At 73.2% G+C, this 12,970-nt stretch carries 13 protein-coding genes; 7 read left to right on the top strand and 6 right to left on the bottom strand.

Annotation, left to right across the window (positions count from 1 at the left end; translation table 11 throughout):
- Window positions 1-116: 116 nt before the first annotated feature.
- Window positions 117-1,325 (top strand): xylose isomerase, encoded by a 1,209-nt coding sequence (xylA, locus tag ABD371_RS08870; RefSeq protein WP_344474616.1) that lies wholly within the window; start codon window positions 117-119, stop codon window positions 1,323-1,325.
- A gap of 29 nt (window positions 1,326-1,354) precedes the next feature.
- On the opposite strand, the gene ABD371_RS08865 is transcribed toward xylA, so the two are convergent.
- From ABD371_RS08865 to ABD371_RS08855, 3 genes are all read right to left on the bottom strand, one after another.
- Entirely contained in the window at window positions 1,355-2,626 is a 1,272-nt protein-coding gene (locus ABD371_RS08865) for an ROK family protein (protein ID WP_381734795.1), read from the bottom strand.
- A gap of 3 nt (window positions 2,627-2,629) precedes the next feature.
- Window positions 2,630-3,160, bottom strand: a complete 531-nt coding sequence (locus tag ABD371_RS08860) for a toxin-antitoxin system, toxin component (RefSeq protein ID WP_344474992.1) — start codon at window positions 3,158-3,160, stop codon at window positions 2,630-2,632.
- Between the two features lie 95 nt (window positions 3,161-3,255).
- The gene (locus ABD371_RS08855; protein ID WP_190123528.1) at window positions 3,256-3,915 is read right to left on the bottom strand and encodes a helix-turn-helix domain-containing protein; all 660 of its coding nucleotides are present in this window, start codon (window positions 3,913-3,915) and stop codon (window positions 3,256-3,258) included.
- A 236-nt stretch (window positions 3,916-4,151) separates the two neighbouring features.
- Between ABD371_RS08855 and ABD371_RS08850 the strand changes: the two genes are divergently transcribed.
- Window positions 4,152-5,222 carry a helix-turn-helix domain-containing protein gene (locus ABD371_RS08850; RefSeq protein WP_344474613.1) on the top strand — a complete coding sequence of 357 codons (1,071 nt, stop codon included), beginning with the start codon at window positions 4,152-4,154 and terminating at the stop codon, window positions 5,220-5,222.
- A 314-nt stretch (window positions 5,223-5,536) separates the two neighbouring features.
- Here ABD371_RS08850 and ABD371_RS08845 read toward each other — a convergent pair whose 3' ends face one another.
- From ABD371_RS08845 to ABD371_RS08835, 3 genes are all read right to left on the bottom strand, one after another.
- Complete coding sequence (locus ABD371_RS08845) at window positions 5,537-5,830, bottom strand: hypothetical protein (RefSeq protein WP_344474611.1); 294 nt, start codon at window positions 5,828-5,830, stop codon at window positions 5,537-5,539.
- A 68-nt stretch (window positions 5,831-5,898) separates the two neighbouring features.
- On the bottom strand, window positions 5,899-6,312 hold the full coding sequence (locus ABD371_RS08840) for a hypothetical protein (RefSeq protein ID WP_381734797.1): 414 nt from the start codon (window positions 6,310-6,312) through the stop codon (window positions 5,899-5,901).
- Window positions 6,306-6,953: an ATP-binding protein gene (locus ABD371_RS08835; protein WP_344474609.1), complete on the bottom strand. Its 648-nt coding sequence runs from the start codon at window positions 6,951-6,953 to the stop codon at window positions 6,306-6,308. Before ABD371_RS08835 ends, ABD371_RS08840 begins: the two co-directional genes overlap by 7 nt.
- Window positions 6,954-7,081: 128 nt before the next feature.
- Here ABD371_RS08835 and ABD371_RS08830 point away from each other — a divergent pair, with 128 nt between their 5' ends.
- From ABD371_RS08830 to ABD371_RS08810, 5 genes are all read left to right on the top strand, one after another.
- Entirely contained in the window at window positions 7,082-7,942 is an 861-nt protein-coding gene (locus ABD371_RS08830; RefSeq protein ID WP_190123531.1) for a helix-turn-helix domain-containing protein, read from the top strand.
- Window positions 7,943-8,179 (top strand): DUF397 domain-containing protein, encoded by a 237-nt coding sequence (locus tag ABD371_RS08825; RefSeq protein WP_190123532.1) that lies wholly within the window; start codon window positions 7,943-7,945, stop codon window positions 8,177-8,179.
- Window positions 8,180-8,349: 170 nt separating this feature from the next.
- Complete coding sequence (locus ABD371_RS08820) at window positions 8,350-8,991, top strand: isochorismatase family protein (RefSeq protein WP_344474607.1); 642 nt, start codon at window positions 8,350-8,352, stop codon at window positions 8,989-8,991.
- Between the two features lie 116 nt (window positions 8,992-9,107).
- Complete coding sequence (locus ABD371_RS08815) at window positions 9,108-12,524, top strand: NACHT domain-containing protein (protein ID WP_344474605.1); 3,417 nt, start codon at window positions 9,108-9,110, stop codon at window positions 12,522-12,524.
- Between the two features lie 4 nt (window positions 12,525-12,528).
- Window positions 12,529-12,963 carry a YchJ family protein gene (locus ABD371_RS08810; RefSeq protein WP_344474603.1) on the top strand — a complete coding sequence of 145 codons (435 nt, stop codon included), beginning with the start codon at window positions 12,529-12,531 and terminating at the stop codon, window positions 12,961-12,963.
- Window positions 12,964-12,970 lie beyond the last annotated feature (7 nt).

The following is a 12,970-nucleotide window of genomic DNA, read 5'->3' as shown; positions in this document are numbered from 1 at the left end:
GACGCCGAGCCCCTTCAAGCGGGGCGGCGGCTGTGCTTCATTCATCGGGAAGAGCACGGAAAGGGCAAGGAGAAGAGAGCGAAGAGAGCACGGACGGAGCGAAGGCGGTCACCGCGATGACGGACGGCTTCAGCCCGGCGGCGCGCCCCGGCCCCGGCGCGCGCGATCTCACCCCCGTACCCGGCGACCGTTTCAGTTTTGGACTCTGGACGGTCGGCTGGCAGGGCCGTGACCCCTTCGGGGACGCGACCCGGCCGCCCCTGGACCCGGTCGAGACGGTGCACCGGCTGGCCGGCCTCGGGGCGTACGGCGTCAGCCTCCACGACGACGACCTGATCCCCTTCGGCGCTTCCCGCTCCGAGCGCGAGGCCCGGATCGCGCGCTTCCGCGGGGCGCTGGACCGGACCGGTCTGGTGGTGCCCATGGCCACGGTCAATCTCTTCACCCACCCCGTGTTCAAGGACGGCGGCTTCACCGCCAACGACCGCGGCGTACGCCGGTACGCGCTGCGCAAGACCCTGCGCGCCATCGACCTGGCCGCCGCCCTCGGCGCCCGGGTCTTCGTCGTCTGGGGCGGCCGGGAGGGCGCGGAGTCCGGCGCGGCCAAGGATGTGCGCCTGGCCCTCGACCGGCTGAAGGAGGCGTTCGACCTGCTGGGGGAGTACGTCGCCGAGCAGCGCCTCGACCTCAGGTTCGCCATCGAGCCCAAACCCAACGAGCCGCGCGGCGATCTGCTCCTCCCCACCGTCGGCCACGCGCTCGCCTTCATCGAGCGGCTGGAGCGGCCCCGGCTGTACGGGGTGAACCCGGAGGTCGGCCATGAGCAGATGGCCGGACTGAACTTCCCGCACGCCGTCGCCCAGGCGCTCTGGGCGGGCAAGCTCTTCCACATCGACCTCAACGGGCAGAACGGCGCGAAGTACGACCAGGACCTGAGATTCGGCGCGGGGGATCTGCGCTCCGCGTTCTGGCTGGTGGACGTGTTGGAATCGGCGGGTTACGAGGGTCCGAGGCACTTCGACTTCAAGCCGCCGAGGACCGAGGACGCCGACGGGGTGTGGGCCTCGGCGGCGGGGTGCATGCGCAACTATCTGATCCTGCGCGAGCGGACCGCGGCCTTCCGCGCCGATCCCCGGGTGCGCCTGGCCCTGCGCACGGCCGGGCTGGACGAGCTGGCCCGCCCCACCGCCCCCGACGGGCTCCCCGGACTGCTGGCCGACCGCGCCGCGTTCGAGGAGTTCGACGCGGACCGGGCGGGGGAGCGCGGCACGGCCTTCGAGGAACTGGACCAGCTGGCGCTGGACCATCTGCTGGGCGCGGGCTGACCGCGCCTTCGCACCGGGCGGCGCGGACCTCAGCCCGCCGGGACGCGTTCCCCGTACGCCAAAGGGTCCGTCAGCACGTCCCGCACCACCAGCGCCGCCGCGCCCCTGGCCGCGTCCGCCGCCGGGGAGGAGGCGCGGAGCCGGACGCCCTGCCGGGGCCAGAGGCCGGAGACGACCCGGGCGGAGAGTTCGGCGGCGGCGCGCGGGATCAGCCAGGGGGCGAGGGGGCGGTAGATCCCGCCGAGGACCACCGCCGCCGGGTCGAAGAGATTGACCGCGCCGGAGAGCACCCGGCCCAGCATCAGCCCCGCCCGCTCCAGCGCCGCGAGCGCGCGCTCGTCGCCCGCGCGGGCCCGCCGCTCCAGCTCGGCGACGCCGCTCGCGCCATTGGTCTCCTCGACACCGGCCGCCCTGAGCATCGCCGACTGTCCCGCGTACTGCTCCAGACAGCCGCGCGCGCCGCAGCGGCACTCGGGGCCCTCGGCGGACGCCATCGCGTGGCCGATCTCCCCGGCGAAGCCGTGCGCTCCGCGCAGCAGCTCCCCTTCGAGGACGAGAGCGCCGCCGACGCCGATCTCGCCGGAGAGATAGAGGAAGGTGCGTACGGGGCCCAGCGCGCCGAACCACAGCTCGGCGAGGGCCGCGAGATTCGCCTCGTTCTCCGAGCGGACCGGCAGCGCGGGCAGCCGGGGGCGCAGCGCCGCCAGCGCGGTGGCGAAGGGGGCCTCGGCCGCGACGCCCGACCAGCCCAGATTGGGGGCCTGACGGACCGTGCCGCAGGAGACCAGGCCCGGCAGGGCCAGCGCCGCGCCGACCGGGCGCAGCTCCTGCTCCCCGGCGGAGACCAGCGCCCGGGCGGCGGTCCGTGCCGCGCGGTGGAGGACCTGCGCGGGCGAGGCGTCCCGGTTGTCGAGGTGTTCGACGAGCCGCACCCGGTCGGTGCCCGCGAGGTCGACCACGCAGACGCAGACATAGTCGACGTTGATCTCGACGCCGAGTCCGGCCACTCCGGTGCGGGCCACCTTCAGCACCGTGCCCGGGCGGCCGGCCTGGCCGCTGAAGGTCTTGCCCGACTCGGAGAGGAAACCGCACTCCAGCAGCTGTTCCACCAGGGAGGAGATCGCGGCCCGGGTCAGTCCCACCCGGGCGGAGACCCCGGCCCTGGTGGTCTCGCCGGAGTCCTTGACCGCTCGCAGCACCAGGCTGAGATTGTGGCGGCGCACCGTGTCCCGGCCCGCCTTGGGCTCCAGGGGGTCCCGGCTCACCGCGCCGTTCAGTCTGGCGCGAGCGGTCTTCTCCACGGATCAGCCCTGGGGCCCGCGGTATCCCAGGGACGCCTCGATACGCCCGGCGAGCCCCTCCCGCCGCTTGGGGCCGCGGCCGGTGGAACCGGCGAGCCAGGAGCGGCACTTGCTGCCGAGCAGCAGTCCAAAACTCTCCGCCTCGTTCTCCTCGCGCTGGTCGAAGCGGGTTCTCGCGGCGACCTTGAGGACCGTGGCCTCAAGGTCGGCCTCGTCCGAGAGCAGCCGCGCCGCCACCGCCGCGCCCCCGATGTCATGGGTGCAGTGGCCGGCGTTCATGTGCCACAGCTCATGGCCGAGGATGACCAGCTGGTGATCGGGGGCGGTGCGCTCCTCGATGACGATCAGGTCCTGGTCCTTCATGTCCAGCCAGAGCCCGCTGGCGGTGCCCGGGGGGAAGGTGGCCATGCGGTAGCGCACCGGACGGCCCCGGCGGCCGCTCATCTGGCCGCACAGGGCGGCGTAGAGATCGGCGGGCTCCGCCGGGGCCGGCAGAGCGAGTCCGGCTACCAGCTCGCCGCAGAGCCGACGCATCTCCTTGCCAATGCTCACCGTTCTCCCCTCCCCCGCAGCAGCCGCCTGCACACGTGCGGCCTCAACCCTGCACCGACATCAGCCCGTTTCTGAAGTCATCTTTCCGTCGGCTTTGGCGAATCTCGTGGTTCCACCGGCTTGACGCTCTCCAGCAGCAGATCGAGCCATTCGGTGACCTTGTCCCGGTGCTTGTCGGTGGGCAGCTGGGCGGCCCGCCAGGCGATGCCCCGCACACCGTGGTCCTGGAGCAGCCGCTCCAGCGGATCGACGTCCCCGGCGCAGTTCTGGAGCAGCCGCTGCTCGGTGCGCTGGAGCGCGCTGTTGAGCGCGTCGGCGTCCCCGGCGGTCAGAAAGCCCGCGTGGACCCTGAAGAACCGCTGGATCGCGTCGCAGTGCTCCATCGTCGGGCGGCGGTCGCCGTTGATGAGCGCGCCCGCCTGCTGCCGGGACATCCCGGCCCCGTCGGCGATCTCCTGCTGGGTGTACCGGCGGCCGTTGGGTTTGAGCCGCGTGCGCCGCAGCAGGTCGAAGCGCTGGAGGAACCGTGCCTGGAGGTCGGGTTCGCCCGCCGCGCGGCCCTCGAGCAGCGCGCCGACCACCTCGGGGGGCACGCCCGAGGCGTCGGAGAGTTCGTGCACGTCGAAGACATCACTGTGGCCCAGCCCCAGTCTGCCTGCGAGTTCGGTGACGCGGGCGACCGAAGCCGCCAGCGGGCCTGCGGCAGCCGGGCCCGGAACCGAGAAGCCGTCTGTCACCAGTGGGTCTCCTAGATCACGCGAGATGGCTCCGCACACGGTTGGCTGCCCGGAGATTAACTGTTTCCCGGACGTACAGCCAGGACTTGCCACAGCTGTGGCGCGATCTATGCGTTCAGCGCCGCCGAATGCCACGATAGTTGACATGGCCGCTCTTCCGGTAGCAGGATCGCCGGGCGGGGTGAAGATCCAAAGGGCGCTGCCGCAGCGGTACTTCGAGAAGGGTGGCGTTCTCGATGACACATGAGGCGGGTTACGACCGTTCTGGTGTCCAGGTGCGCCGGGGGTGCGTCGGCACCGGCCGGGGCACGCTCCGGTCGAGAAGACTGACCGACATACTGCGCGAGCGCAGGGAAGAGCTGGGGCTGAGCGTGGCGGAGGTCGCCGCCCGGCTCGACATCAGCACCGGCGTCTACGACACCTGGGAGGGCACGCCCTCCGAGGACTGGACCGAGGACCGGCTGTACGCGCTGGTCAAGGCCCTGGAGATGACCGACCAGCAGGGCGGCTGGCTGTTCCGGCTCGCCATAGACCGGGAGCCGCCCGCGGCCCTGGCCGGCCGGTCGGTGCGGACCGCTTCCCCGATGGGCCCGGCCCGGCCGTCCGGCCCGGCCTTCCCGTCCGGACTGATGCGCCCGTACGCCCCGGTGGCACCGCCGGTGCGGCCCCCCGAGCCCTCCGGCCCGGTGCGGACCCCGCTTCCGCAGGATCCCGGGGCCCAGGACTATCTGCGCGATTACGCGGCGATGATGGACGCCGTCCCGCTGCCGTCGGTCCTCTTCGACCGCCGCTGGGACGTGGCGCACGTCAACCCGGCCTTCCAGACCCTCTTCCAGGGCATGGGGGAGCACCCCACCGCGATGCCGGACCAGAACTTCCTGCGGTTCGTGCTCTTCCACCCGGACGCGGGCGCGGTCCTCGGCGACCGCGAGACGAGCTGGTGCCTGCCGCTGCTGGCACAGCTGGAGTCGGCCCTGGAGTGTTACGAGGACGACGGTGTGCTTCAGGCCATTCGCGGGGAGATCGCGGACGACCCCATCATGGACGCCGCCTACCGCTGCGGGCTGCCGCACTGGATGCGGGTGGCCGGGGCCGCCGCAGTCCACCACGACGGGGCCCTGCGCCCCCTCCACCACCCGGACCCGAGGTACGGACGGTCCGAGTGCCGGATCGTGGACGAGACCCCGGCGACCCTCCAGGACCGCGGCTACACCCGGATGACGATGGTGCTGCGCGAGCGCCGGACGGGCTCCACGCCCAACCCCCGGCGGGGCAAGTCCCATCTGAGAGCCGTCTCCAGCAGCTGAGGTCCCACCCGCGGGCCCCCGCGACCCCTGAACGCCCCCGGCCGCCGCCGGGGGCGTTCCCCGCGTGCGCCCGGGGCCGGCCGTGCCCGGCCCGCCCCGGACATGGGAGCGGCGGTACGCCAGGGCCCCCCAGCCCCGGCGTACCGCCTTCCTCGGCCCGTCGCTCCGGCCATCCCCCCTACCCCGCGGCCGGACCCGGACCGGGTCCGGGACCAGGCCCCCGGCTTCCCCCGCGCGGGGGCCTGGTCCCTCCCCCTGATTCCCCCGTGTGCTCAAGGCCGCCGGGCCGTTTCGGCCCGGCGGGTTCCGCACCGTCAGCGCAGCGACGCGACGGCCCATTCCGCCGCCACCGCGAGGGCGACACAGGCTCCCAGGACGACGGTCGCGACGCGGGTGCGCCCCTGCCGGCTCAGCACCAGCGCACTGCCCGAGAGGATCAGTGCTATGCCGTAGAAGCCCATGGTCAGGAACGAGTGCGTGCTGCCGATTCTGAGAGCGAGCGCCGCTCCCACCGCGGCCATGACGACCACGGAGAGGACGGTGCGGACATGACGTGCCTGACGTGGTGTGAGCCCTTGGCGTTCCGGGCCCAAGTTCGCTTCCGACATGCCCGGAAGGGTATCCGCACCGTCTCCGCCCGGGCGGTCGGAGACGGCGGCCGAGGTGCTCACGGCGGTCATGCCGGCCCGCCGACGCCGGCGGTCCACAGGGGAGCCGTCCCGGTCAGCTGGCAGGCCATCAAATAGAGTGGGATGGGCGGTGTGTAGGGACTGTTGTCGTCGGGCCAGCTGATCAGCCGGGGATCGGTCCCCGGTACACGCGCTCCCTTGGCGTAGTGCGAGGGCAGTGGCCAGGTCAGCTCCAGGTCGGAGCCGGCCGGGACGATCCACCACCACCAGTCGGAGTCCGCGAAGACGCAGCCGTTGCGCGGCAGCCGCCCCAGCAGACGGAATCCGTGGCGGGCGGGGAACCCCACCGCGTCACAGCCCAGCGTGGGCACGATCGACGGGGGCAGCTCCAGCCGGGTCAGCCCGCTGCCGCGGAACTCGCGCCCGCCCCGGATCGGACGGGGCGCGAGATGCCTCAACACGACCGCTCCGTACCGAAGGGCGAGCCGGAACGCCGGGGGTCGGCCCCCGGCGTCTGCGAAGCCCCCGAGGCCTCGGCGCGCGCCGACTCGGCGCGGGCGTGCGGTCTGCGGGCCTCCGGCGCTCCGGCGCGGCCCGGGCGGGCCGAGAGCCTCGGCGGCTCGACGGCGGCGGCCGGGAGGTCCGCCCCGTACGGACCGGCGGTGTGGGCCAGCTCGGCCCAGACCGTCCGGCCGCTGCCCCGGTGGCCCGCGTGGGCCCCCCAGGCACTGGACAGGGACTCCACCAGCAGCAGCCCCCGGCCCCGCTCCTCCGCCGCCTTGGTGTGGCACACATGCGGGCCGGTGGGGGCGCACCCCTGGTCCCGCACGCTGATCCGCAGCCGCTCGACGCCGTTGAGCAGCTCGCAGGAGATCAGATGGCTGCCGCTGTGCACGACCGCGTTGGTCACCAGCTCGGAGACCACCAGCATCGCCGTGTCGTGCACATCGCCGCCTATGCCCCAGCAGTGCAGCCGGTCCCGGGCGAGCTTGCGGGCTCTGGAGACGTACTCGACGCGCGCCGGCAGCTCGAAGCCGTACCTGTGGTGGTCGGCCCCCGAGCACGGGTCCATGAGTGGGGCGTGGAGCGCGTCACGGTTCACCCGACCACTGTCGCTCTGGAATGGACACCTTGGCAAGAGCCACTCTGAATTTTTCAGAGTGGGCATATTCATCGTTGCGGGCGCGTGGCAGACTGCTCGCATACAGAGCACAGTGGGGAGGTCTCGAAGTGAGCGAACCGCGGTCCGCCCCCACCGTGGGGCAGGTCGTCCTCGGCAAGCGCTTGCAGGATCTGCGCGAGCGGGCCGGGCTCAAGCGTGAGGAAGCCGCCAAGGTTCTTCGCGTCGCCGCGGGCACCATCCGCCGCATGGAGACCGCCGAGGTCGCGTTGAAGATCCCGTACGTCCAGCTGCTGCTGAACGCGTACGGCATCGGGGACGAGGAGTCGCGCGGCTTCATCGAGCTGGCCGAGGAGGCGAACAAGCCCGGCTGGTGGCAGCGGTTCCACGATGTGCTGCCCGGCTGGTTCAGCATGTACGTCAGCCTGGAGGGCGCGGCCAGCCTGATCCGCTCCTACGAGCCCCACTTCGTGCCCGGTCTGCTCCAGACCGAGGAGTACGCGCGGGCCATCATGCTCAGCGGCGCGGTCGGACAGACCGACCCCGAGGAGATCGAGCGCCATGTGGCGCTCCGCATGGAGCGGCAGGCGCTGCTCACCCAGCCGGGCTCCCCCCGACTGTGGGTGATCATGGACGAGACGGTCTTCCGCAGACCCGTCGGCAGCCCCGCCGTGATGAGAGGTCAGATCGACCGGCTGCTCGAAGGCGCCCAGCTGCCCCATGTCACCCTTCAGGTCGCCGAATTCGCCTCCGGGCACCACCCCGGCACCTACGGGCCCTTCGTGCTGTTCCGGTTCGCCGTCCCCGAGCTTCCGGACATGGTCTACAGCGAGTATCTGACGGGCGCGGTCTATCTCGACGCGCGCCCCGAGGTCGCCTCGCATCTGGAGGTGCTGGACCGCATGGCGGCCCAGGCCGCGACCGCACAACGCACGAAGGAGATCCTCAAGGGTCTCCGCAAGGAGCTGTGAATGGAACACATCTACAACGGCATGCCGGCCACCGAGCTGGGCGACGTGGGCTGGCACAAGCCGTGGAGCGGGGGCAACGGCGGCAACTGCTTCGAGACGATGAAGCTCGCCGACGGCCGGGTGGCCGTGCGCCAGTCCGCCGACCCCGACGGTCCCGCGCTGATCTACACCCCCGGTGAGATCGCCGCGTTCATCCGGGGGGCCAAGTCCGGGCAGGCGGACTTCCTGCTCACCTGACGGACGGACGGACTGGACTCGGGAACTCATGCGTTCCAGCGATCACTTATCGGCCGCCGTTCCCACGGCGGTACATCTCGGAGAACGGCGTGCGGGCACCCTCCCCGCACGCCGTCGTCGTTTCCCCCGCCGTCCGGCTACGGTGGCAGGACCGTCGATCCCCCAGGGGGATGAGCGTGCAGAACGACCCGGCAGAGGCTTCCGAGGCGCGGGGCGGCTTCGTCCGCGACGGGATCTGGCACTCCGTACCCCCGCTGCCCGCCGCGACCGGACCGGCGCAGGCACTCGTCCTCGTCGACGCCCAACGGGCCTTCCTGAGCGGCAGCGACGCCGTGCCGGGCGCGGAAGAACTCGTCGAGCGGCTCTCCGCGCTGCTGGAACGGGCCCGGGCGGCCGGCGCGCTCGTCGCGCATCTGCGCAACGACGGCGAACCGGGAGCGCCGGACGAGCCCGGCACCCCCGGCTGGGAACTCCACCTCCCCGTACGGCTGTCGCCCGACGAGCACCTCGTCCCCAAGGACAGTGACGACGGCTTCGAGGGAACCGCGCTCGGCGCGCTCCTGGACGAGCGGGGAGTGCGCCGGGTGGCGATCGCCGGCGTCCTCTCCGAGATGTGCGTCAGCGCCACCGCGGCCGGCGCCCTGGAGCGCGGACTCGAAGTGGTGCTGCCCCGGGACGGGCACGCCACCTACGGCCTGGACGCCATTCCCGCCTCCGTCGTCTCCCGCGTCGCCGAGCACGCCCTCGGCTCCGACCCCGAGTTCGTGCTCTCGGCGGACGCCGTCGCCTTCACCGCGCCGCGGGGCCGCTGAACGGCATCGTCCGCCCGGATGCACCCTCTCGGACGATCCGACCTGTTTCACCGCGATAAAGGTGATTCGCGTGGTAGACCGGAAGCGGAACGGCGGCTGAGGTCAGGGGTGCGGCGGTGCGGACACGGCGACTGGTCAGCTACAGCGACGCGGTGACGATCCTGACGGGAGACAGCGCGGGACTGGCCGCCGCCGACCGGATGCTCGGCGGGGCGCTGACGGTGGCGACCGGCGGGGTCAGCGACATCCTGCTGAGCGCCCTCGACGCCCAGGGCCGGATCCTGCGGCTCGGCCGCGATCTCACGGCCGGTCTGCGGGACAACCTCCACGGGGCCGACCGCGCCACCCGCACCGAACGGATCGCCGCCGCCCACACCGTACTGGTGATCACCGCCTTCTTCGACGCCCTGGGGGAGGAGGGCAGCCTCCCCTTCCGGCTGGAGGAGCTGGAGCTGACCCGCGACGAACAGATCGCCATCGCCGGCGGGGCCGGCCGCGACCTCCTGGCGGCACTGCTCACCACGGGCGCGCCCCAGCCCGCGCCCCACACCCCCTACGAGAGCCTGCTCGACGAACTCCGGCACTGGTACTGGGCCCGCGGCGACGACCTCACCGCCTTCATCCACGGACTGGCCGTCTGGGACGGCCTCACCGACCGGCAGCGCGACGCCGTCGACCACCTCTTCAGCGACGGCGTCTTCGCCTGGACCGCCGTCGAGTGCTACCAGGAGCTGTACGGCAGACTCGCCCTGGAAGTCCCCGAATTCGGGCTCTGGTCGGGCCGGCTGGACCACCAGGCCACCCGCGTCGCCGTCCGCCAGGCGCTCGGCGGCATCGAGAGCGCCCTCGCCGGACTCAGCTCCCCCAGCCCGCTCAGAGCGGTCGCCGATTCCCTCGCCACCGGCTACCGGGCCGCCCTGCCCCGGCCGATGCTCTCCGAGGGCCAGGCCCCCACGGGCGTCCGGCTGCCCACCCTCGGCGAGGGCTATGTCGACCCCGACTTCCGGGTGCGCCCCGTCCTCGACGGAGCCCAGGGCCCGGCCGAGGAGGGCTGGTGGGAATCCGCACCCGTACGCTCGGACCTGACCGAATATCTGGCCGGCACCCTCACCACCGTCGCCGCCGCCACCGCGCCCCTGATCGTCCTCGGCCAGCCCGGCGCGGGAAAGTCCGTACTGACCAAGATCCTCGCCGCCCGGCTCACCGGCGTGGGCTATCTCCCCGTACGGATCGTGCTGCGCGAGGTCCCCGCCGACACCGACATCCAGGACCAGATCGAGCACGCCGTCCGCACCGAGACCGGCGAACGCGCCACCTGGCCCGAGCTGGTACGGGCCGCCGGCGGGGCCGTGCCCGTACTCCTCTTCGACGGATTCGACGAACTCCTCCAGGCCACCGGCGTCAGCCAGTCCGACTTCCTCATCCGCGTCGCCCGCTTCCAGGAGCGCGAGGCCGACCAGGGGCGGCCGGTGTTCGCCCTGGTCACCAGCCGCACCGCCGTCGCCGACCGGGCCCGCTACCCCGACGGGGCCGTCGCCCTGCGGCTGGAGCCCTTCAACCGCCCGCAGATCGCCCGCTGGCTCCAGCTGTGGAGCCGGCTCAACGAACGCTCCCTCGCCGAACGCGGACTGCGCCCGCTGACCGCCGACATCGCCCACCGCCACCAGGCCCTCGCCTCCCAGCCGCTGCTGCTGCTGATGCTCGCCCTCTACGACTGCACCGACAACGCCCTGCGGCGCGGCGCGGGCGGCGACGAACCGCTCGGCGAGGCCGAACTCTACGAGGAGCTGCTGGCCTCCTTCGCCGTGCGCGAGGTCGGCAAGTCGGCCGTCGCCTGCACGCCGGGAGAGCTGCGGGACCGCGCCGAACAGGAGTTGCAGCGCCTCTCGCTGATCTCCTTCGGGATGCTCAACCGGCACCGCCAGTGGATCACCTCCGCCGAGGCGGAGGCCGACCTCGCCGCCGTCCTCGGCAGACCCGAGCCCGCCCAGGACGGCTTCCGCGCCCCCCTGGGACAGGGCGAGATCGCGCTCGGCCGGTTCTTCTTCGTCCAGCGCGCCCAGGCGGTCCGCGAGGGCCGGAGGCTGGCCACCTACGAGTTCCTGCACGCCACCTTCGGCGAGTACCTCGCCGCCAGACTCGCCGTACAGCTGCTGGCGGGCCTGCTCGACCAGCGGCCCGCGCTCGCCCTCGGCCGGGTCGGCTTCGACGACGACCTGCTCTACGCGCTGCTCTCGTACGCCTCGCTCTCCTCCCGGCAGATGCTCCGCTTCGTCGGCGCGCGGATCGACGGGATCACGCCCGCCGCCCGGCACCGGCTCGGCGAACTGCTGCTGGTCGTGATGGCCGACCACCACAACCGCACCGAGCACCGCTACACCGGCTACCGCCCCGGCGTCCGCGCCACCGCCGCCCGCCACGGCGTGTACTCCGCCAATCTGCTCATCCTCACCCTGCTGGTCACCGGGGGAGTGCGCGCCAGCGGACTCTTCCCCGACGCCGACGTCCAGACCTGCGCCGCGATGTGGCACCGGCGGGTGCAGCTGTGGCGGGCCGCCTTCACCGAACCGGAGTGGACCGACTTCGCGCTCGCCCTGAGCGTCCGGCGGATCTGGGACGGGGAGAACCGCGACCTCGACATCCGCCCCGCCCGGGAGCTGCCGGAACCGCCCGAACCGGTCGACGTCTACTGGCTGCACGGCCTCTCCCCGGCCCACGAGGACCGCGGCCGGGCCGTCAACCGGGTCCGCCCCCACGCCGATCAGCTCCGGCACAAGACGACGGTCTCCTCAGGCACCGACGACGCCATCGTGCTGCACGCCGTCGACCCCGTCCTCACCTGGCTCGCCCCCGCCGTCACCACCTTCGTCGGCACCCCCGACGGCACCGCCGTCTCCGTCGCCCACGGCCTGACCTCGCTCTGGCTCGCCAGCGGGCTGGGCGCGACGGAGGACGAACTCGCCGCCCAGTACGAGCGCTGCGCCGCCTTCATCGGCCCCGGCGGCGGACTCGACGACACCTCCCAGCGCTGCGTCGTGCGGCTGATCCTCCGACAGCTCGCCACCGACGCGGCCCGGCTCCCGGCGAGCGTCGCCGCCCGGGTGCTGGCCGCCGTCGAATCGGGCGCGCACGACACCGTCGGAATCGCCCTGATGGCGCGCGTCGCGCTGAGCGTCCTGGAGGCCCACGGCGAGGACAGCGGGGTACGGGAGTGGGCCGAGGCGGCCCTCGCCCACGCCTCGGCCGCCTGCCCCGACCGCCTTCTCGCGCTCTGGTCCGAGCGGCAGGGCTCCGCCGGCGCGCGCGCGGCGCTCGGGGCGGCCGTCGCCGAACTCCTGGCCACCGCCTCCGGGGAACAGCTGGCCGCGGTGGACCCCGCCCTGCTCGACCGCGCCCGCCGGTACGCCGAGAGCCCCGGCCGCCCCCCGGCCCCCCTCTGCCCCCAGCCCAGGGCCGAGGAACCACAGCCCCGCCGGCCGGACCGCGGCCGGGACGGCCCGGGGCGACCCCGGCCCACGGGCGCGGGACAATGAACCCATGCCCCGACGCACCCCCCGTACCCGGCGCGCCCCCGCCGACGCCCTCACCGCCGTGTCGCCCTGCCCGTGCGGACTGCCCGCCGCCTACGGCGAGTGCTGCGGACGCTTCCACCGGGGGGAGGCCGCCGCGCCCACCGCCGAACTGCTGATGCGCTCCCGCTACAGCGCCTTCGCGGCCCGGGACACGGCCTATCTGCTGCGCACCTGGCACCCCGCCACCCGGCCGGAGACCCTGGAACTCGATCCGGCCATGCACTGGAGCGGTCTGGAGATCACCGAAGCCACCGAGGGCAGCGCCTTCCACTCCACCGGGACCGTCACCTTCCGGGCCCGCTACCGACAGCACGGAAAGCGCGGGGAACTCTGCGAGCGCAGCACCTTCGCGCGCGTGGACGGCGCCTGGGTCTATGTCGACGGCTCCTTCCTGGACTGACCCGGCC

Origin of the sequence: Streptomyces amakusaensis, assembly GCF_039532665.1 — a bacterium.
GTDB classification, from domain to species: domain Bacteria; phylum Actinomycetota; class Actinomycetes; order Streptomycetales; family Streptomycetaceae; genus Streptomyces; species Streptomyces amakusaensis.
The sequence above is the reverse complement of the archived record's forward strand: the minus strand, read 5'-3'. Positions and strand labels throughout refer to the sequence as shown.

Excerpts from the sequence above, each read along its gene's own strand:
- xylA (WP_344474616.1), top strand. The coding sequence starts at position 117 with ATGACGGACGGCTTCAGCCCGGCGGCGCGCCCCGGCCCCGGCGCGCGC.
- ABD371_RS08860 (WP_344474992.1), bottom strand. The coding sequence starts at position 3,160 with ATGCGTCGGCTCTGCGGCGAGCTGGTAGCCGGACTCGCTCTGCCGGCC.
- ABD371_RS08850 (WP_344474613.1), top strand. The coding sequence starts at position 4,152 with ATGACACATGAGGCGGGTTACGACCGTTCTGGTGTCCAGGTGCGCCGG.
- ABD371_RS08845 (WP_344474611.1), bottom strand. The coding sequence starts at position 5,830 with ATGTCGGAAGCGAACTTGGGCCCGGAACGCCAAGGGCTCACACCACGT.
- ABD371_RS08825 (WP_190123532.1), top strand. The coding sequence starts at position 7,943 with ATGGAACACATCTACAACGGCATGCCGGCCACCGAGCTGGGCGACGTG.
- ABD371_RS08820 (WP_344474607.1), top strand. The coding sequence starts at position 8,350 with ATGAGCGTGCAGAACGACCCGGCAGAGGCTTCCGAGGCGCGGGGCGGC.
- ABD371_RS08810 (WP_344474603.1), top strand. The coding sequence starts at position 12,529 with ATGCCCCGACGCACCCCCCGTACCCGGCGCGCCCCCGCCGACGCCCTC.